The organism is Nonomuraea sp. NPDC050790 (assembly GCF_044456745.1).
GTDB lineage: Bacteria > Actinomycetota > Actinomycetes > Streptosporangiales > Streptosporangiaceae > Nonomuraea.
Genome location: NZ_JBITGF010000002.1, coordinates 184,912 through 203,833, shown reverse-complemented (window position 1 = coordinate 203,833; position 18,922 = coordinate 184,912). Strand labels below are relative to the sequence as shown.

The 18,922-nt window shown below is 70.8% G+C and carries 19 protein-coding genes; 8 read left to right on the top strand and 11 right to left on the bottom strand.

Annotation, left to right across the window (positions count from 1 at the left end; genetic code table 11):
• Positions 1-421 precede the first annotated feature (421 nt).
• The 3 genes from ACIBEJ_RS09455 to ACIBEJ_RS09445 all read right to left on the bottom strand — a co-directional run bounded on the left by ACIBEJ_RS09455 (position 422) and on the right by ACIBEJ_RS09445 (position 3,781).
• A complete protein-coding gene (locus ACIBEJ_RS09455; RefSeq protein WP_397182184.1) occupies positions 422-1,270 on the bottom strand; it encodes a DUF4097 family beta strand repeat-containing protein in 849 nt (282 codons plus the stop codon).
• A gap of 380 nt (positions 1,271-1,650) precedes the next feature.
• The gene (locus tag ACIBEJ_RS09450) at positions 1,651-2,163 is read right to left on the bottom strand and encodes a hypothetical protein (RefSeq protein ID WP_397182183.1); all 513 of its coding nucleotides are present in this window, start codon (positions 2,161-2,163) and stop codon (positions 1,651-1,653) included.
• A 337-nt stretch (positions 2,164-2,500) separates the two neighbouring features.
• Positions 2,501-3,781, bottom strand: a complete 1,281-nt coding sequence (locus ACIBEJ_RS09445) for an FAD-binding oxidoreductase (RefSeq protein ID WP_397182182.1) — start codon at positions 3,779-3,781, stop codon at positions 2,501-2,503.
• 105 nt (positions 3,782-3,886) lie between these two features.
• Between ACIBEJ_RS09445 and ACIBEJ_RS09440 the strand changes: the two genes are divergently transcribed.
• Positions 3,887-4,429, top strand: a complete 543-nt coding sequence (locus ACIBEJ_RS09440; protein WP_397182181.1) for a hypothetical protein — start codon at positions 3,887-3,889, stop codon at positions 4,427-4,429.
• A 54-nt stretch (positions 4,430-4,483) separates the two neighbouring features.
• On the opposite strand, the gene ACIBEJ_RS09435 is transcribed toward ACIBEJ_RS09440, so the two are convergent.
• On the bottom strand, positions 4,484-5,284 hold the full coding sequence (locus ACIBEJ_RS09435) for an LLM class flavin-dependent oxidoreductase (protein ID WP_397182180.1): 801 nt from the start codon (positions 5,282-5,284) through the stop codon (positions 4,484-4,486).
• Positions 5,285-5,379: 95 nt separating this feature from the next.
• On the opposite strand from ACIBEJ_RS09435, the gene ACIBEJ_RS09430 reads away from it, so the two are divergent.
• The gene (locus ACIBEJ_RS09430) at positions 5,380-5,631 is read left to right on the top strand and encodes a hypothetical protein (protein WP_397182179.1); all 252 of its coding nucleotides are present in this window, start codon (positions 5,380-5,382) and stop codon (positions 5,629-5,631) included.
• On the opposite strand, the gene ACIBEJ_RS09425 is transcribed toward ACIBEJ_RS09430, so the two are convergent.
• From ACIBEJ_RS09425 to ACIBEJ_RS09410, 4 genes are all read right to left on the bottom strand, one after another.
• Positions 5,618-6,877, bottom strand: coding sequence for a class I SAM-dependent methyltransferase (locus ACIBEJ_RS09425; RefSeq protein ID WP_397182177.1), 1,260 nt, complete (start codon positions 6,875-6,877; stop codon positions 5,618-5,620). The genes ACIBEJ_RS09430 and ACIBEJ_RS09425 overlap by 14 nt on opposite strands.
• A 3-nt stretch (positions 6,878-6,880) precedes the next feature.
• Positions 6,881-8,230: an FAD-binding oxidoreductase gene (locus tag ACIBEJ_RS09420; protein WP_397182176.1), complete on the bottom strand. Its 1,350-nt coding sequence runs from the start codon at positions 8,228-8,230 to the stop codon at positions 6,881-6,883.
• 130 nt (positions 8,231-8,360) lie between these two features.
• Complete coding sequence (locus ACIBEJ_RS09415; RefSeq protein WP_397182174.1) at positions 8,361-9,341, bottom strand: NAD(P)-dependent oxidoreductase; 981 nt, start codon at positions 9,339-9,341, stop codon at positions 8,361-8,363.
• A complete protein-coding gene (locus tag ACIBEJ_RS09410; protein ID WP_397182173.1) occupies positions 9,338-10,846 on the bottom strand; it encodes a serine/threonine-protein kinase in 1,509 nt (502 codons plus the stop codon). The genes ACIBEJ_RS09415 and ACIBEJ_RS09410 overlap by 4 nt, the downstream gene beginning before the upstream one ends.
• Positions 10,847-11,013: 167 nt before the next feature.
• Here ACIBEJ_RS09410 and ACIBEJ_RS09405 point away from each other — a divergent pair, with 167 nt between their 5' ends.
• Both ACIBEJ_RS09405 and ACIBEJ_RS09400 read left to right on the top strand, forming a co-directional pair.
• Entirely contained in the window at positions 11,014-12,126 is a 1,113-nt protein-coding gene (locus ACIBEJ_RS09405; protein WP_397182172.1) for a CaiB/BaiF CoA transferase family protein, read from the top strand.
• Positions 12,126-12,761, top strand: coding sequence for a nitroreductase family protein (locus ACIBEJ_RS09400; protein WP_397182171.1), 636 nt, complete (start codon positions 12,126-12,128; stop codon positions 12,759-12,761). Before ACIBEJ_RS09405 ends, ACIBEJ_RS09400 begins: the two co-directional genes overlap by 1 nt.
• On the opposite strand, the gene ACIBEJ_RS09395 is transcribed toward ACIBEJ_RS09400, so the two are convergent.
• A complete protein-coding gene (locus tag ACIBEJ_RS09395) occupies positions 12,698-13,939 on the bottom strand; it encodes an FAD-dependent monooxygenase (RefSeq protein ID WP_397182169.1) in 1,242 nt (413 codons plus the stop codon). The two genes, ACIBEJ_RS09400 and ACIBEJ_RS09395, sit on opposite strands and share 64 nt — an antisense overlap.
• Positions 13,940-14,000: 61 nt before the next feature.
• Between ACIBEJ_RS09395 and ACIBEJ_RS09390 the strand changes: the two genes are divergently transcribed.
• Complete coding sequence (locus ACIBEJ_RS09390) at positions 14,001-14,546, top strand: TetR/AcrR family transcriptional regulator (RefSeq protein WP_397182168.1); 546 nt, start codon at positions 14,001-14,003, stop codon at positions 14,544-14,546.
• Here the strand turns inward: ACIBEJ_RS09390 and ACIBEJ_RS09385 are convergent.
• The gene (locus ACIBEJ_RS09385) at positions 14,535-14,987 is read right to left on the bottom strand and encodes a GyrI-like domain-containing protein (protein WP_397182167.1); all 453 of its coding nucleotides are present in this window, start codon (positions 14,985-14,987) and stop codon (positions 14,535-14,537) included. The genes ACIBEJ_RS09390 and ACIBEJ_RS09385 overlap by 12 nt on opposite strands.
• Before the next feature lie 78 nt (positions 14,988-15,065).
• On the opposite strand from ACIBEJ_RS09385, the gene ACIBEJ_RS09380 reads away from it, so the two are divergent.
• Positions 15,066-16,505, top strand: coding sequence for a GuaB1 family IMP dehydrogenase-related protein (locus ACIBEJ_RS09380; protein WP_397182166.1), 1,440 nt, complete (start codon positions 15,066-15,068; stop codon positions 16,503-16,505).
• Here the strand turns inward: ACIBEJ_RS09380 and ACIBEJ_RS09375 are convergent, their stop codons facing one another.
• Positions 16,506-17,273 (bottom strand): SDR family NAD(P)-dependent oxidoreductase, encoded by a 768-nt coding sequence (locus ACIBEJ_RS09375; protein ID WP_397182165.1) that lies wholly within the window; start codon positions 17,271-17,273, stop codon positions 16,506-16,508.
• 54 nt (positions 17,274-17,327) lie between these two features.
• On the opposite strand from ACIBEJ_RS09375, the gene ACIBEJ_RS09370 reads away from it, so the two are divergent.
• Together ACIBEJ_RS09370 and ACIBEJ_RS09365 are read left to right on the top strand one after the other, a co-directional pair.
• Entirely contained in the window at positions 17,328-17,702 is a 375-nt protein-coding gene (locus ACIBEJ_RS09370; RefSeq protein ID WP_397182164.1) for an FKBP-type peptidyl-prolyl cis-trans isomerase, read from the top strand.
• Positions 17,703-17,970: 268 nt separating this feature from the next.
• Complete coding sequence (locus ACIBEJ_RS09365) at positions 17,971-18,708, top strand: EI24 domain-containing protein (RefSeq protein WP_397182163.1); 738 nt, start codon at positions 17,971-17,973, stop codon at positions 18,706-18,708.
• The last annotated feature ends 214 nt before the right edge of the window (positions 18,709-18,922 follow it).

Sequence of the window (18,922 nt, the reverse complement as noted above, 5' to 3'; positions counted from 1 at the left end):
GTCGCCTTCCGGCGCAGCCGCCTCCGGGCACAACTCGCCCCCGGGCGCAGCCGCCTTCAGGCACGGCCCCCTTGGGCGCAGCCGCCCTCGGCGCAGTCGGCCTTCGGCGCAGCCGCCCTCGGCGCAGCCGCTTCGAGGCACTGCCGCTCTGGGGCACGGCCAGCCTCCGGCGCAGCCGCTTCTAGGCACTGCCGCTCTGGTTCTGGTCGCTTTGGGCCCTGCGGCCTTTGGGTCTGGCCGCTCTGGGCGTGGTTGCTTTTTGGGCGTGGTCGAGCGCCAGGCGGCGGGGCAGGGTTGCCTGGCCTGCGGTTCCGGGAGCGGTCACCGGGCGGCCCGTGGCGGAGAGGGTGTAGTCGGAGGGTTGTGTGGTTAAGCGGCGGAGGTCAGGTCGGGGGCTGGGTGGTTGGGTAAATGGGTGGGGTTAGGCGCGGCGGATCAGGATGTCGCCGTAGCCGGTCGTGGCGTGGACCTCGACCATGTCCTCCGCCTCGGCCGGGCCGTCGTTGGCGTCGAGTTGCACGCGCACGTCGCCGTACTGGGAGGAGACGTCCAGCCAGGCGGCGGTGCCCTTCCTGACGCCGATCTCCAGCTCGCCGTAGGCCGTGTCGATCACCGTCGAGCCGCGGACGATCTGGCCCAGCCGTACGTCGCCCGCGGCGGTTCTGGCAGAGACGCCGGAGAGCGCACGTTCGACCTGGATGTCGCCGTAAGCGGTGTTCATCCGGACATCGCCGGACACCTGGCCGAGCATGATGCTGCCGTTGGACGTCTTCACCACGGCCGCGCCGTCGATCTCGCGCACCCGGATGTCGCCGTTGGCCGTGATGATCTCGGCCGGCCCACCGGCCCGCGTCACCGAGACGTCGCCGTCGCCCGTGTGGATCTGGACCCGTCCGGTCTCGTCGATCTCGACGTCTCCCATCGAGGTGGTGAACCGGCAGTCCCCCAGCCGCCCGCCGCAACGCACCCGCGCGTCCGCCTTCACCTCCACCCCGGACTCCGCCGGCAGTTCGACCAGTACCTCGACCGAACCACCCCACAACCACCACCAGAACCCCCGCCCGGTGTCCTTGGGCGTCTTCACGGTCAACCTGCCACCGGCGTACTCGACCCTGGTCTCCGCAGCGGCGTTGACGTCGGACTCGTTGCCCGGATCGGCGGGACGTACCTCCACGACCGTGTCGGCACGCTCGCTCGCGACGACGCGGATGTAGCCGGTGCCGATCTCGATGTCAGCCGAGATCGGTTCGTTCGTGTCGAACCTGGGCATGGCGCTGCCTCCTCTTTGATATCCGCCGCCCTCTTGCGCCCCGCGCGGCGAGCCGATGCTGGTGTCCTCCGCCCCGGTACGGCGGAAGCATGCCCACGGACCCTGCCGAGGGCGGACATATCGTGACCCGCCACCCGCAGGCGACCGACGACGGGCGGATCTATGGGTCCCGCCAACAGAGCGGGCCGATCTATGAGCCCGCCGGCATCAGATGGCGAGGCGGGCCGATCCTGAGACTCACCCGCGCACGGAGCGCGGGCCGATCCTGAAGCTCACCCCCGCATGGGAGCGCGGGCCGATCTGTGGGCCCGCCGGTTGTCAGGTTCTGGTGTGGCGGGCGGGTGTCATGGCGGCACCACGGGCGGTGCCGTGTGGTGGGGTCAGCGGACCCAGCCGGTGTAGCGCTGGCCGCCGGTGAAGCTGTCCCTCGACGCCCGGCCCCCGTGGTCGGGATCAAGGGCCGAGGCCACCACCCGTACGAGCCAGGAGTTCACCGACAGCCCTTCCCGGGCGGCCGCCTCGTCGATGCGCGGTTTGAGATGGTCGGGAACCCGCAGCGCCACCCGCGTGGTGCCACCCTCCTCGCCGTCCGGCGGGCGCACGGGGCGGGCCTGGGCGGGACCCGGGTCGGTGTCCCGTGGTGGTGCCATGGGTGGCGGGGTCACGACGAAGTCCGGGTCACGTCCGCGCAACCGCACGTCCACCGAGCCGGGGGCGAGTTCCCTGGTGATCTCGTTGGCGGCGGCCGACAGCGCCTCCAGCAGGGCCAGCCGGGCAGCCGACTCCAGGGACGCGATGAGGCGCTCGGCGAGCGCCCGATGCTCCTCACCACCCACCTCGGCGGCGACCGCCAGCTCCCGGCGGAGGTGATCGACAAATGGCGCGAGTTCCATGACACCACTATGACATGCCGATGGCGCCATAACAAGTCATGATGGCACCATAGTGGTGCCATCATGCCGATCGCCAGGTCAGGGCAAGCTTCTCATGGCTTCAGGGCCGCGGGAGAAGCGAGGAGACGACTTGGTCTCCGGCTTGCGCGTAGGGCCTTAGCCGGCCGGCGGGGCGGTCGTAACGGCGGCCGACCCCGCACGCTGGACGACCGTTCCCCTGGACAGGGCTGGCCACGGTCGGCGGGCGGGGTCAGGCTGGCTGGCCGTAACGGATGGTGGGTGTTAGAGAGCAGAAGATGGCGGGTGTTGAGGGCCAGAAGATGGCGGGTGTGAATGATTAGAAGTGGGCGAGGTTTTGGGAGAACACGCCGGTCGGATCGTAGGCGCGCTTGATGGACTCCAGGCGCGTCCGCGTCACGGGTGGGTAGACGGCGGCCACGTCGGTCGGGCGCGGGTCGCTGAAGAAGTTCGCGTACGCGCCGGAAACGTACGGCTCCACCGCCTCCCACAACGCGTCATAAGCGGGCAGACGGGCCGGATGGTCGTCCGGCGCCCCCAGCAGAACCCCCAGCAGCATCGCCTCGCTGTCCCGGTGCGCGAACGCCGTGTCCTCGCCACGCCCCATCGCCCCGCCGATCGCCCGGATCTCGCGGAACATCATGGGCACCTCAGGCGACACCCACGCATCGATCAGCTCATCCGTCAGGACCGGGACGAACCGGTTGCGGACCATCGGACGCCAGCCCGGCGGCAGTTCCGCGCTCTCCAGCACCTCGGCGTAGGGAACGGTGGAGATGTCCTGGAACGTCGACTCGCCCAGCCGGGTCAGCGGCTCGATCACCGAGGGGTCGTCGCCCGCGTAGACGGCCAGGATCATGATGGCCGGCGGCGCGTCCTCCCCGAACGCCGGGTACATGTGCGCCGACGACGTCAGCTCCTCGCCCGCCGCCCGCACCACGTCCCGCCACGCCTTGATCAGCGTCGCGGCGTCGTCGGCCGGGTACCCCACGCGGGCGAACGTCACCGTCGTCTCGCGGCGTGCTCTGACCAGGAACGAGGTGACCACCCCGAACTCGCCGCCACCGCCCCTGATGGCCCAGAACAGGTCGGCGTTCTCCTCGGCCGACGCCCGCAGCACCTCACCGGCCGCGGTCACCACCTCGGCCTCGACCAGGTGGTCGAGCGCGAGGCCGTACTTGCGCACCAGCCATCCGATCCCGCCCCCGACCATCAGCCCGCCGACGCCGACCGAGTCGGTGTCGCCCGAGGAGATCGCCAGCCCGTGCGGGGCCAGCGCCTTGGCGACTTCGCCCCAGCGGGCCCCGGCGCCGATCCGCACCAGGTCGCCGCCCAGCACCTCCACCCCGTCCAGGTGCGCGAGGTCGATCACCACCCCGCCGTCGTTGGTGCCGTAGCCGGGCGCGCTGTGCCCGCCGCTGCGCACCGACAGCACCAGCCCCTCGCGCGCCGCGTGCCCCACCGCCTCCGCCACGCCCGCGGCACTGCGCGGGCGGACGATCCGCGCCGGCGCGCCCTCCTTGGCAAAGGTACGGCTCAGCCGCTCGTACCCCTCGTCACCGGGCCGGACGATCTCGGTGGCCAGCGTGTCGTTCGTCATGTTGTTCACCCTTTCCTTCCGTCTTCTCACCGACAAGTCGGAACCACCGGCGCCCGCTCTACATGACCGTCCAAGATTTTCCTTCCGACGTGGAAGGGTGGGGTCATGGCTTTCGGGGTCCGCGCTTTCGAACTGGCGCTCATGCACCGGATGCGGGACCTCAACCCCGCCCGCGTCGAGGACGCCCTCGCCGAGATGTCCGCCACCCGCGCGGAACTGCGCGAGGCCCACGCCACGTGGACCCGCACCGCCTACGCCCGGCGGGCGCCGAAGGGCGTGGGCCGGTTCCGCATGGCGCTGGGGCGGCCGGCCTTCGAGGGCGAACGGCCCATCGGCAGCCTGACGTGTGACGTGGTGCGCTGGGCGCTGCCGTACTGGCGGGAGCTGGAGTTCGAGCTGCTGGTCGGGCCGGGCGGCGAGATCTGGAACCAGTGGTTCGTCAGGCCGTCGGGTGACCGGAAGGTGAGCTTCGCCGGTCTGGTGCCGTGGGAGTGCGTCGTGGCCGACGTGGCCGCGAGCTTCCCCGACGCGGCCCAGGAGGAGGGGTCCGCGCCGCACCACTGGGCCGTCGTCCTAACGCACGACGGCGCCGCCTACCGCGCCCGCTTCGTCTACGGGCTCCTCCAGCGCGTCGATCCGATCCGTTAGGCTCCGGCCCGGCCTACCGCGCTCACCCAGGCTCGTCGCCCAGCCCGGCGCCCCTTACCCGGGCGGGCCGGCTCTGACCCGGCGTAGCAGTGCTTCCATCGGGCCGCGCAGGCCGTGGAGGTGTTCGAGCCACCAGGTGGCGCCCGCGCCGGCGTAAGCGCGTACCGAAGAGCCGGGGTCGCTCACGCCGATGACCGCCACGTCGATCTCGCCCGCACCGGCCCGGCGCAGCTCGCCGACCTGATCGGCCAGGGCGTCGGGGGTGAGCGTCATGCGGCCCTCCTGGTCGTCGCCCGCGACGATCCAGCCGTCCCAGCGGGCGGCCCGCCGCAGGGCGCCGGGGGCGGTGCCGCCGATCCAGACCGGCACCCGGGGACGCTGGACGGGCAGCGGCGCGAGCCGTACCCCTTCGACGGTGTGGTGGGCGCCCCGGTGGCGCACCTCGTCGCCGGACCAGAGCGCGCCGAGCACGTCGAGCGTCTCGTCGAGCACGGCCCCGCCGGGCCGCGCGGAGCCGAAGGCGGTGAACTCCGCCTCAACCCCGCCCAGCCCCGCACCCAGAACGGCCCGGCCACCACTCAGCCGGTCGAGCGTGGCCACGGTCTGCGCCAGCCGCTCCGGCCGATGCCCGGCCACGGCCGTCACCGCCGTGCCCAGCCGAACCCGTGAGGTCACCTGGGCCGCGGCGGCCAGCGCCACCCACGGATCGGTCGACGGCGTGCCCCAGGCGAAGGCCAGATGGTCCCAGACCAGCACGGCCTCCCACCCGGCGGCCTCGGCCTCCTGGGCCAGGGTGACCAGGCATGCCGGGTCCGCGAGGTCACCGATGATCGCGACGTCGATGCCGTAACGCATACCGCCCACCCAACCACCCGCCACCGACAGTTCCCGGCGGCTACGCTTCGTTCCGCCCGCGCCACCGGCGTCGGACACACGTGAGGCAGCCCCGAATGACGGTTCCCCCTTGGTACGGCGCGCTCCCGGTGGCGATGACCGAGGAGAAGTACGAGATCACCGAGGTCAGGGAGTTCCACCTGGACGCGGTGGTTTCGGAGTATCGGCTGCACAGGGTGCATCGGGACCGGCTTGAGCTCGAGTTGCCCCTTCGGGTGGCGGTCCCGTTGGAGACCTGGTCGCGCCATGAGGGCCCCGCTGGAGCGCTGGAGGCTCCAGCGGGGATAACAGGGGCTACGGCCAGGTGATGGAGGGGCGGAGGGGCATGCCGGAGTTGCCTGACTCGTCGAGCTTCACGCCCAGCACCTGGTGCAGTTGCACCTTGTTGCGCTCGAAGCCGACGATGCACCCCGCCATGTACAGGGCCCACACCCGGGCCGTGCCCATGCCGACCTCCTGGACCGCGTCCTCCCAGTTGGCGTCGAGGTTGTCGCACCAGGCGCGCAGCGTCTTGGCGTAGTGCTCGCGCAGGTTCTCCTCGTGGCGGATCTCGAAGCCGAGGTCCTCCATCTGCCTGACCAGCCAGCCCACCGACTCCAGCTCGCCGTCGGGGAAGACATAGCGGTTGATGAAGCCGCCCTTGTTGAACGTCTTCTCCTTGCCCGTGGGCCGCGTGATGCAGTGGTTCAGGATGCGGCCGCCCGGGCGGAGCTTGCCGTACAGGAAGGAGAAGTAGGCCGGGACGTTGGCGGCGCCGATGTGCTCGGTCAGGCCGATGCTGCTCACGGCGTCGAAGCCGGTCTCGGGCACGTCGCGGTAGTCCATGAAGCGGACCTCCGCCAGGTCCTCTAGCCCGGCCTCCTTGATGGCGGCCTGCGCCCATTCGGCCTGCTGCTTCGACAGCGTGACGCCCAGCGCCTTGACGCCGTAGTGCTTGGCGGCGTGCATGACCATGCCGCCCCAGCCGCACCCGACGTCGAGCAGGCGCATCCCGGGCTTCAGGTCGAGCTTCTTGGCCACCAGGTCGAACTTGGCGAACTGGGCCTCTTCCAGCGTGGAGTCCTGGGTGGGGTAGACCGCGCAGGTGTAGGCCATCGACGGTCCGAGCACCCACTCGTAGAAGCGGTTGGACACGTCGTAGTGGTGGTGGATGGCTTCGGCGTCACGCTGCTTGGCGTGCCGGGAGCCGAGCCGGGCGAGCGTGCTCTGCCGCATCTCCTGCGGAGGCGGCGGAACACGCATCATCAGCGGCTTTACGCCCAAAGAGCGGACAGCGTCCACTTTTTCGGCAAGAGTCAGGTCGTTGGTGGTGATGTTCCACATGCGGTCGAGCAATGTGTACATGTCACCGTGCACGTCGATGTGTCCTGAGACATAGGCACGCGCCAGACCCAGCTCCCCCGGAGCCTGCGCCAGGTACGCCACCGCGATGGGTGACTTCACCTCGATGGTGATGTCGGACCCGTCCGGCCCGGCCTTGCTGCCGTCGTAGGCCAGGAACGAGACGTTCGATTTGGAGCCGACGATTTTCTCAAAGATGGTTGCGAGCGCCATCACTTACCTTCCCCGCACACACTTGTCGTACAGGTCAAGCAGGCGACCGTTCGGATCGTATTCCCGCTTGACCGGCCAGTAAGCATCGCCGTTGTACAGCTGCCAGAACTGGTCACGGGCATAGAAACTGGTCGAATACAGCGACTTGTGCCCGTCCAGCTCGTGCACGGAGTTCTCGATGAGCCGGTTGTAGTACCCGTCGAACTGCCCCCGAGGCAACGGGACCAGCCCCCAGAACCCGAAGTTGACGTAGAGCTTGCCCTTCTCAAGGGGGTAGAGCGGCCAGTCGCTCGACGACTTGAGCGGGCACATCCAGACCGGCGTCATGCCGACCTTCTCGTGGAAGAACCTGAGGAACTCCGCGCCGCGCTCGACCGGCGTCTCCACGTCCTGGATCACCGACTCCTGCACCGGCTGGTCGCGCCACCGGTCGATGCGGGCGGTGAAGCCGTGCTTGCGGTCGAGGGCGACGAGCCTGCGGTAGACGTCGGAGCGCATGTAGCGGCGCGGCATGAGCGAGCGCACGACCGGCTGCTGCACGCCGAACGCGCGCGAGCACCAGAACCAGTCGGTGTCCCAGCGCCACAGGTAGTCGCGCACGGTCAGCCAGTCGCGGTTGCGCTTGCGGATGGACTGGTAGTAGATGCGCATCCCGGTGTAGTCCGAGACGTAGGGCGCGCGCTCGGCGAATCGCCCGAGCGTGATGTACATCTCGTCGGGGCTGAAGAACACCCCGTCGATGAAGTCCACCTGCTCGCCGTCGTGGTGCATCGTGTCGCAGATCTCCTGCATGGCCAGCATGCACTTGTCCGCGTCGGTGAACTTCACGTGCGTGAGATGCACGTACGGCTGGACCGGCTTGAGCTTGATCCGGATGCGCAGGGCGTAGCCCAGCGTGCCGTAGGAGTTCGGGAAGGCACGGAAGAGGTCGCGGTGCTCGTTGTCGTCGCGGGCGATGACGATGCGCCCGTCGCCGGTGAGGATCTCGAGCTCCTCGACCGACTCGTGCGGCAGGCCGTCCCTGAAGCTGGTCGACTCGATGCCCAGACCCGTCACCGCTCCCCCGAGCGTGATCGTCTTGAGCTGCGGCACGACGTACGGCATGAGCCCGTGCGGGAGAGTGGCGTCCACGAGGTTCTCGTAGGTCGTCATCCCCTGGACTTCCGCCGTCATCGCGACCGGATCCACGCTGATGACCTCGTCGAGGTCACGTGCGGAGAGCTTGGCCGTCTTGCCGTTGTCGCGGAACCTGAAGAGGTTCGACGTGGCCTTGGCCAGGCGGGGCGCGGCGTCCCCTGGAATCTCGGCGTACGACTGCCGAATCTGCTCTACGGCCCTCTGGTGTGTCGACATGTCTGTCGTCACGGAACACCCCCTGGAGCTGGTAGAGATCGTCCGTAAGACCGTATCTCCCTCCAATCCCATAGAACAGACCGGGGTCTGTTAAAGACACGAAAACTGTTCACAGTGCCAGGTAGAGGCCCTACGCCGCGGGCGAATCACCAAATTTCCTGGTAACTGGTCCGTTGACCCCGTTGACAACGTTGACTAGTGGGCGCCCGTCGAGGGCCGCCGCGAGGTTGTCCATGACGGCCCTGAGCAGGCGTCCGGTGGACTGACCTGTGACCCCGGCCAGGTGCGGCGACAGCAGGACGTGATCCAGCGAGCGCAGCGGATCGTCCGCGGGCAGCGGCTCTGTGGCGAACACGTCGAGCGCCGCGCCGCCGAGGTGCCCGCCGAGCGCCTCGACCAGCGCCGCCTGGTCCACGACCTCGCCGCGCGCCGCGTTGACGAGCAGCGCGCCCTGCTTCATCCGCCGGGCGTCGACGACGGCGCGGGTCTGCTCCGACAGCGCGATGACCACGACGAGCACGTCGGACTCGGCCACGACCGTCTCCAGCGGCGTGTAGGCGGGGTCCTCGCGCGGGGTGCGCGTCCAATAGGCGACCTGGCAGCCGAACGCGCGGAACAACCGCTCGCACTCCCGGCCGATCGGCCCGTAGCCGACGATCCCCACCTTCGACCCGGACAGCTCGCTCGGGCGCAGCTCCTGCTGCGGCCACCCGCCCGCGCGCACCGCCGCGTCGGCTTCCACCAGCTTCCTGCGTACGGCCAGCGCCGCCGACACGCACCACTCCGCCACCGCGACCGCGCTGACCCCCGCGGTGTTGGCCAGCGGCACCCCGGCGGCGGCCAGGGCGGGCAGGTCGTGGCCGTCCACGCCGACCGACGGCTGCTGGACGAAGGCGAGCCTGGGCGCGGCGGCGACCGCACCGGCGTCGAGCGCCAGCTCACCCGACCAGTCGCCCAGGACGATCTCCGCCTCGGGCAGGGCGTCGAGCACGGCGGCCCGGTCGCGGGTGGCGGGGACGCGCAGCCGTACCCGATCGCCGAGGGGGGTGAGCAGGCCGCGCAGCATGTCCTCGGGCAGGGGCGGCAGCGCCAGCAGGTTCCAGGGCGTCATGCGCCCACTGTAAAGCTGTTGATCACCTTGCGCATGAGCGCGCGGTGCCGCGGCCACTGGGCCTCGGTGAAGGTCCAGGACAGGACGTACGCGGTCTGGCCGATCGTCACCGCGCGCCTGACCTCGCGGTAGCGCTGCCCGGCCTGCGCCCACGCGCCCTCGCCCGCGCCTCCCGCGGCCCGCCAGGTGAACTCCCACTCCACCGCGGTCGCCCCGCGGTGCCTGACGACCTTGCGTCCGACGGTGGTGAACTCCTGGCCGCTCTCCTTGAACATCTCCTCGGAGTCGCGCAGGAGCTGGTGCGGGTCGGTCTCGGAGAAGACGGCCTCGACCGCGAGGTGCCCGCGCCGGTCGGGCCTGGTCCAGGTGGCGGTGCCGTCGCCGCGCGCGCCCCGCCAGCCGGCGGGACGGGAGATCGACCAGCCGTCGGGCGAGGTCCAGACGCGCATCGGCCGCCGGGTCCTGGTCGGGGTGGGTGTCGGCGTCGGTGACAGCGTGGGGCTCGGGGTCGGCGTGGAGACGCTCGGCATCGGGCTGCTGGCCGCGCGCTGCGCGAGGCGCGTGGTGGGCTCGGGTCCCGACGACAGCATCGCGTACGCGCCGACGCCGCCCCCGAGCACCAGCACGACCGCCGCCGCGCCCGCGACGAGCAGCTTGCGTCCGCCCACCGTCTCCGCCGACTCCACGGTACGGCCGGCCGCCAGCCCGGCCAGCAGCCGGTCCGCCTCCTCGGCCGACAGCCGCTCGTGCGGCTCCTTGCGCAGCAGCCCGCGCAGCACCGGATGCAGGGCGGGCGGGATGCGCCGGTAGTCGGGTTCCTCGTTGAGCAGCGCGGTGAGCGTGGCCATGGGCTCGCCCCGCTCGAACGGCGAGCGCCCGGTCATCGCCGCGAACAGCGTGGCGCCCAGCGACCACAGGTCGGAGGCGGGCCCGGCCTCGGCCGCGCGCACCCGCTCGGGCGCGAGGAAGCTGGGCGAGCCGGTGACCATGCCGGTGCTGGTCAGCGAGGAGTCGCCCTCGGCGGTCGCGATGCCGAAGTCGGTGAGCACGACCCTGCCGTCGTCGTCGAGCAGGATGTTGCTCGGCTTGACGTCACGGTGGAGGATGCCCAGCTCGTGCGCGGCGCGCAGCGCGGAGAGCACCTGCCTGCCCACCTCGGCGGCCTGCGGGATGGGCAGCGCGCCGGTGGTGGCCACGATCTCCTCGACGGAGCGTGCCCTCAGCAGTTCCATGACGATCCACGGGCGCCCGTCCTCCTCGACGACGTCGTAGATCGCGACGACCGACGGGTGGTTGAGCCGTGCGGCCGTGCGCGCCTCGCGGGCGGTGCGCAGAAGCTGCCGCTCGCGGTCGGCGGGTGGGACCCCGTCCGGCAGCAGCACCTCCTTGATCGCGACCTGCCTGTTGAGGAGCGTGTCGCGACCTTCCCAGACCACGCCCATGCCGCCGCGCCCCAGCTCGCGCAGTAACTGGTACCGCCGAGCGACGAGCCGTTCCGAAACCATGTCCAACCTCCACAACAGTGGGCAAGTTTCCCATATGTGGGAGGGCGGGAGAGTGTGATCACATGAGCCCGGCATGGTTGCGACCTGCTACCGAATGTTGTTCTACTGGGGTGGGCGCGTGACGTCGGCTCGCGCCGCCGTACCGGAACGAGGTCGAGGAGATGTCCATGCGTGAAGGTCCGCTGGCCGGAGTGCGGGTGCTGGAGCTGGCGGGGCTCGCGCCGGGGCCGTTCGCGGGGATGATGCTCGCCGACCACGGCGCCGAGGTGCTGCGCGTGGACCGGGTGAAGGCGGTCACCGACCGGCCGCGCACGGACGTCATGGACCGCGGCAAGCGCACCGTCGGGCTCGACCTGAAGTCGCCCGAGGGCGTGCGCGCGTTCAAGGAGCTGGCGCGCCACGCGGACGTGGTCATCGAGGTGTTCCGCCCCGGTGTCGCAGAACGCCTCGGCATCGGCCCCGCCGACCTGCACGAGGTCAACCCGGGGCTCGTCTACGGGCGCATGACCGGCTGGGGACAGGACGGGCCGCTGGCCGCCACCGCCGGGCACGACATCGACTACATCGCGGTCTCCGGCGTCCTGTCGATGCTCGGCCGGGCGGGCGAGAAGCCGACGCCGCCGATCAACATCCTCGGCGACTTCGCCGGTGGCGGGCTGATGCTGGCGTACGGCGTGCTGCTGGCCCTTTTCGAGCGCCGGCGCACCGGGAAGGGCCGGGTGATCGACGCCGCGATGGTGGACGGCGCCTCGATCCTGTTCGCGATGTTCCACCACGGTGTGCAGTCCGGCTTCTGGGGCCCGCGCGGCACCAACCTTCTCGACACCGGCGCCCCGATGTACGACACCTACGAGACGGCCGACGGGCTGTTCGTGGCGGTCGGCTCGCTCGAACCGCAGTTCTGGGAGGAGATGGTGCGGCTCATGGAGCTGGAAGACCTGCCCGACCGGGGCGACAGGGAGCAGTGGCCGGCGTTGAAGGCCCGGCTCGCCGACGCGTTCCGGACGAAGACCAGGGCCGAGTGGGAGGCCGTCTTCGCCGGCTCCGACGCCTGCGTCTCCCCGGTGCTGTCCATGGGCGAGGCGGTCGAGCACCCCCACAACGTGGCCAGGGAGAGCTTCACGCAGGTGGGCGACTTCCGGCAGCCGGTGCCCGCGCCGCGCCTGCTGGGCACGCCCGCGCCCGACCTGTCCCCCGCCACCCGGATCGCCGACCTGTCGGCGTGGGGACTGGACGCCGAGGAAGCCGGCAAGCTGCGCGAGGCGGGGGTGCTGGCCTGATGGACGTCTTCGAGGCCCTCTACACGACGCGGGCGATGCGCAGGGTCAAGCCCGACCCCATCCCCATGGACGTGCAGCGCTCGATCCTGGACGCCGCCGTCCGCGCCCCGACCGGCGGCAACGCCCAGAACTGGCGCTTCCTGCTGGCCGACGACCCGGCGATCAGGGCCGAGCTCGCCCCGCTCTACCAGGACGGGCTGCGCCGCCTGTACGAGACGTACTACAAGGACCGGCTGGACGACGCCGACGACCAGGCCCGCCGCGTGTCCGCCTCGGCCCGGTACCTGGCCGACCACTTCGACGGCTATCCGCTGCTGCTGTTCGCGTTCGTCCAGCACGATCCGACCGGCGGCTCGATCTTCCCCGCCGTGTGGAACGCCCAGCTCGCCGCCCGCGCCCACGGCGTCGGCACCGCGCTGACCACCATCCTCGGCATCTTCCACCCCAAGGAGACGCTCCGGCTGCTGGGCGTGCCCGAGGACGAGGGCTGGCGGCTGGCGTGCACCGTCACCTTCGGCTATCCCACCGGGCGATGGGGCGTGGCGCCGCGCCGTCCCGTCCACCAGGTCAGCTACCGCAACCGCTGGGGCGAGCCGGTCGGCTTCACCGTGGACGAGCCGCTCTGGCCGTCGTAGGGCTTCAGGGTGACCGAGTCGTGCAGGCGCAGGCCGCCGGTGTTCAGCTTGGCCAGGCGGCGGGTCAGGGCTTTCGGGAGGCGGTTGACGAGCCTGGCGCCCTGGGCCAGGGCCCAGACGTCCAGGTTCGTGGCCGGGACCAGGCGTTTGGCGGCTGCGACGGCGAAGGCGCGGCTTCGCCGTACATAGTCGGAAATTTCGTGTTCGTAGGCCGGGTAGGCGCGCGTGTGGTCGCCCCCGTGCGCGGCCAGCTCCCCGGCCAGGACGTACGCGCCCACGACCGCCAGGCTGGTGCTGCCGCCCACCGCGGGACCGGGGCAGTAGCCGGCGTCGCCGACCAGCGTGACCCTGCCGCGTGACCACGTGTCCAGGCGCAACTGGGTCACCGAGTCGAAGTAGAAGGCCCGCGCGCGGCCGGCCTCGTCCAGCAGGCGGGGCACCTCCCAGCCCATGCCGGCGAAAGCCTCCCGGAGCAGGCGTTTCTGCGCGGGCACGTCGCGGTGGTGGTAGTCGAGGCGCGCGGGCGGGCGGAACAGGAACAACGCCCGCGCGTCGGGCAGCCGGGCGGCGCCGTAGATCCCGGCGATCCTGCCGGGCCCGGCGGCGACCTCCATGCGGCCGTCCAGGCCCAGGTGGTTGGGGACGGACGCCACCGCCAGATAGGCGCCGATCCAGTGCTCCTCGGCGGCGCCGAACGTCAGGCGGCGCACGTTCGAGTGCAGGCCGTCGGCCCCCACCACGAGGTCGAAACGCCGGGGCCGCCCCCGCTCGAAGCTCACCTCGCCGTCGTCGGAGATGGCGGTGACGGAGTCGCCGAAGACGTACTCGGCGTCCTCGCGCGAGCGCTCGTAGAAGATCTCGCTGAGGTCGTCGCGCATGATCTCCACGTGCCGGTCGGAGACGGCCGAGACGAGCCGGCCGATCTCCAGCTCGACCGGGCGCCGGCCCGCGCGGTGGTAGGTGAGGTGGCGGGTGCCGGTCTCGGCCTCCTGAACCCTTTCCAGGACGCCCATGCGCTCGGCGATGTCCATGGCGGGGCGGAACAGGTCCACGGCGTGGCCGCCCGTCTTGCGCAGCGTGGGCGCGCGTTCGACGACGGTGACCGAGAAGCCGTGGCGGGCCAGCCAGTAGGCGAGGACGGGGCCGGCGACGCTGGCGCCGGAGATGAGGACGCGCATGGCTTTTACCTAACGGTAGGTAAGTCGCTGACTTAACGGAAGGTAAGCCATACTGGGGGCCATGGCAAGACCCGGTGACACCAAGAGCCGCATCCAGGCCGTCGCCCGCGAGCTGTTCCTGGCCAAGGGCGTGCAGAAGACGAGCCTCCAGGACATCGCCGACCGGCTCGGGATCACCAAACCGGCGCTCTACTACCACTTCTCCTCGCGCGAGGAGCTGGTGCGCAGCATCATCGAGCCGCTGTTCCAGGACGGCGAGGCGTACGTGTCACGGCTGGAGGCGCGGACCGAGCTGGACGCCGTGGAACTGCTCCGGGAGTACTTCGACTACCACCGCCGGCACAGGGAGATTGTGATGCTCCTGCTCAGGGAGTCGGTCGCGCTGGACGACCTGGGGCTGGTCGACTGGGCCTTCAGCTCGCGCGACCGGCTGGCCGTACTCCTGGTGGGGGAGAATCCGACCCTGGATCAGGCCGCGCGCGCGACGATCGCGCTGGGCGGGGTGGCCGACTGCGCCGTGCAGTTCGAGAACGAGCCCGCGGAGCTGGTGCGCGCCGCCGCCGTCCGGGCCGCGTGCGACGCGCTCGGGCTGACGTCAGATGGCTAGGTAGAGGTCCGCGCCGTCGGCGTGGTGGACCTCCAGGTCGGTGGTGAAGGCGCGCGGCGGGGTGCCGCCCGACTCGGTGTGCTTCCAGACGTGCTGCCAGGTCTCGATCAGCGCCTGCGGCATCGGGCCGCGGGCGGCCAGCGTCAGTGCCTGGCCGGCGGGGACGCGTACCGCGACCATGCCCTCGGGCAGCCTTGGAACGGTCCGGACGGAAACGCCGACGATCTGCGTGTAGGCGCCGTGGTGGTCGCTCTCGTAGTCGGTGAGCACCGCGTACAGGTTCTCGTCCGTCCGTCCGGGAACGTGCGCGAACGCGCCGGGCGCGCCCGCCCGCTGCCACTGCGCGGGCAGCTTCGCGCGCGAGGGATCCATCTCGTCGGCGTTCGTCGTGCGTACGGCGTAGCCGACCACCAGCAGTTCGGCGCGTTCGGTGACGTCCACTGCTCCTCCATCCCCCATAAGTATCCAGGGCCGATCATATGGCGGGACTTGACCGGCTACCGCATAGGATGGACGAACGTGAAGTTTCTCAACGGACTCGAGCCGTCCCACGACCTGACCTACAGCGACGTGTTCATGGTCCCGTCGCGCTCCTCGGTCGGTTCCCGGCTCGGCGTCGACCTCTCGACGAACGACGGCACGGGCACCACCATCCCCCTCGTCGTCGCGAACATGACCGCGGTCGCCGGCCGTCGCATGGCCGAGACCGTGGCGCGGCGGGGCGGCATCACCGTCATCCCGCAGGACATCCCGATCGACGTCGTGGCCGAGGTCGTCGACTGGGTCAAGAAGCGGGACCTGGTCCACGACACGCCGCTCACCCTCACGCCCCACGACACCGTCGGCGAGGCGCTCAACCTGCTGCCCAAGCGCGCCCACGGCGCGGTCATCGTGGTCGACTGGGACAACCGCCCCGTCGGCGTGGTGACCGAGGCCGACTGCCAGGGCGTGGACATGTACACGCAGCTCTCGCAGGTGATGTCCACCGAGCTGCTCACGCTGCCCGCCGGGCTCGACCCGCGCGCCGCCTTCGACCGCCTGCACGACGGCCGCCACCGCCTGGCCCCCATCGTGGACGGCGAGGGCCGCCTCATCGGCATCCTCACCCGCACCGGCGCGCTGCGCGCCACCCTCTACGACCCCGCGCTGGACGCCGCGGGCAAGCTCCGGATCGCCGCCGCCGTCGGCGTGAACGGCGACGTGGCCGCCAAGGCGAAGGAACTGCTGGAGGCCGGCGTCGACGTGCTGGTCGTGGACACCGCGCACGGCCACCAGGAGAAGATGATCTCCGCCCTGCGCGCGGTGCGCGCCCTCGACCCGTCCGTGCCGGTCGCCGCGGGCAACGTCGTGACGGCCGAGGGCGTACGCGACCTCGTGGACGCCGGAGCCGACATCCTCAAGGTCGGCGTCGGCCCGGGCGCCATGTGCACCACCCGCATGATGACCGGCGTCGGACGGCCCCAGTTCTCCGCCGTGCTGGAGTGCTCGGCCGAGGCCCGCCGCCTGGGACGCCACGTGTGGGCCGACGGCGGCGTACGGCACCCGCGTGACGTCGCCCTCGCGCTGGCCGCCGGGGCCTCCAACGTGATGATCGGATCCTGGTTCGCCGGGACGTACGAGTCGCCCGGCGACACCCGCACCGCGGCCGACGGCCGCAAGTACAAGGAGAACTTCGGGATGGCCTCGGCGCGGGCCGTACGCCTGCGCACCGCCGAGGACAGCCCGTTCGAGCGGGCCCGCAAGGCGCTGTTCGAGGAGGGCATCTCCACCTCCCGCATGTACCTGGACCCGGTGCGTCCCAGCGTCGAGGACCAGATCGACGCCATCGTCGCCGGCCTCAGGTCCGCGTGCACGTACGCGGGCGCCACGACGCTGGAGGAGTTCTACGAGCGGGCCGTGGTCGGCATCCAGTCGTCCTCCGGCTACACCGAGGGCATGCCGCTGCACCAGAGCTGGTGATCACTCCTGGCCGAGGCGGATCGTCGTACCCGTGACGAGCCTCGCCATCTCCCCGGCCAGGAACACCGCGGCCGCCGCGGCGCCGGACAGATCGCCCAGCGGCCGTCCCTGCGCGATCGCGTTGACCCGGATCGGCGCCAGCTCCACGGCCAGCGAGGCGGTGAGTCCCGCCACGGCGGCCGTCATCGCGGTCTGGATCGCGAACCCCGGCGCCGCCCCGATGTTGATGATCGACGAACCGGCCCGCATGAGCGGCAGGAGGCGCCTGATCATGGCCGTGAGCTGGGTGAAGTTCTCCTCGATGAGGGTACGCTCGGCCGCGGCCGTCATCTCGGCGAACCTGGCTTGGGCGGGGCCGTTCGCGGTGTTGTTGACCAGGATGTCGACCCGGCCGTAGCGCTCCTCCACCGCTCGGGCGAACACGTCGGCGGCGATCGGGTCGCGTACGTCCAGGGTCATCGCCAGCCTCTGCCCGCGCACGCCCTCGACCCCGTCGTCCGTCGTCCTGACCCCGTCGTCCGTCGTCTTGACCCCGTCGTCCGCTGTCATGACCCGATCGTCCGTGACCTTGAGCCGGTCGCTCGTGACCCTGGCCCGATCGCTCGTGACCCTGCTGCGATCGCTCGCGACCTTGATCCGATCGCAGATCGCCACCGACGCCCCGAAGTCCTCGAACGCCTCCGCCACCGCCCGCCCGATTCCCTCGGCGCCGCCGGTGACCACGGCGACGCGCCCGGTGAGCAGGATCCCATCGGGAGAAAGGGCCATCCCGACAGCATAGAGTCGTCGGGTCCATTCGTTTCGTTCATCAGGAGTACTTTCGTGGCACTCGAGAAGCCGGAGATCGACTTCCCGGAGGGCAACCCGCCCGCCGACCTGGAGATCGTCGACCTGGTCACGGGCGACGGCCCCGAGGCCAAGCCCGGGCACACCGTCAACGTCCACTACGTCGGCGTCGCGTTCTCCACGGGTGAGGAGTTCGACGCGTCGTGGAACCGGGGCGAGGCGTTCTCGTTCCCGCTCGGTGGCGGGCGCGTGATCGCCGGATGGGACCAGGGGGTGGCCGGCATGAAGGTCGGTGGCCGGCGCAAGCTGGTCATCCCGCCGCACCTCGGGTACGGCAACCGGGGCGCCGGGGCGCGCATCAAGCCGGGCGAGACCCTCATCTTCGTGGTGGACCTGCTCGGGGTCGGCTAACCGACTTGAACTGGTGGGCTGGTCGGCCCTGGGTTGGTGGGCTGGCTGGCCATTGAGCTCGTTGGCCTTCGGCTGGTCGGCCTTGGGCTGGTCGGCCTTGGGCTGGTTGGCCTTGGGCTGGTTGGCCTTGGGCTGGTTGGCCTTGGGGTGGTTGGGCGTCGCCGTGCCTTGACGGGCGGGGCGGCGCTCGGCCCGGTTCGTCCCCATCAGTCCGCCCGGCGTGGCCGGGCGCGCCGACGTCGCCGTCCCGCGCGCTAGCATGCCGGGCATGCGATCTGTGCGGGATTTCTTCACCGGTGTCGGCTTCTTCTTCCAGGGGCTGGGCTGGGTGGCGCGGAACGGGCGCTGGTGGCTCTTCGGGCTCATCCCCGCATTGATCGCCTTCGCCGTCTATGTGGCGGCGCTGGTCTATCTGGGCAACAACGCCATCGAACTCGCCAACTGGATGACGCCGTTCGCCGACACGTGGGGGTGGCGGGACGCGTTCCGGGTGATGATCGCGATCGTGGTGTTCGTGGGCGGGCTGGCGCTGGCGGTGGTGACGTTCACGGCCATCACGCTGGTGATCGGGGAACCGTTCTACGAGAAGCTGTCGGCGACGGTGGACGTGGTGCCCGGGTACGAGGAACTCCCCTGGTGGCGCACGCTGCCCCGATCGATCAAGGACAGCCTGGTCACGTTGGGCTGGGTCCTGTTGATCACCATCCCGCTGTTCTTCCTGGGCTTCATCCCCGTGGTGGGACAGACGGTGATCCCCGTAATAGGCGCCGCCGTTTCCGGATTTTTCCTGACAGTAGAGCTCACGACCCTTTCGATGGAAAGGCGAGGAATGCTACGCAAGCAGCGCTTCGCCCTCCTCCGCGGCAACAAGCCAGCCGCCCTGGGCTTCGGCGTAGCGGTGTTCCTCCTCTTCCTGATCCCCTTCATCGCCGTACTCGCCATGCCCGCCGCAGTAGCCGGCGCCGCCCTCCTGGTCCGCGACCGCCTCTCCCCCATTACCCAGTAGCCCCCACCCCAGCCCCACCCCACCCCCGCCATCCCCTCCCTGGCACGCCCCGCCATCCCCTCCCTGGGCACGCGCCAGGCCACCCCCTCCCAGGCACGCGCCAGACCATCGCCTCCTGGGCACGCGCCAGACCATCGCCTCCTGGGCACGCGCCAGACCATCGCCTCCTGGGCACGCGCCAGACCATCGCCTCCTGGGCACGCGCCAGACCATC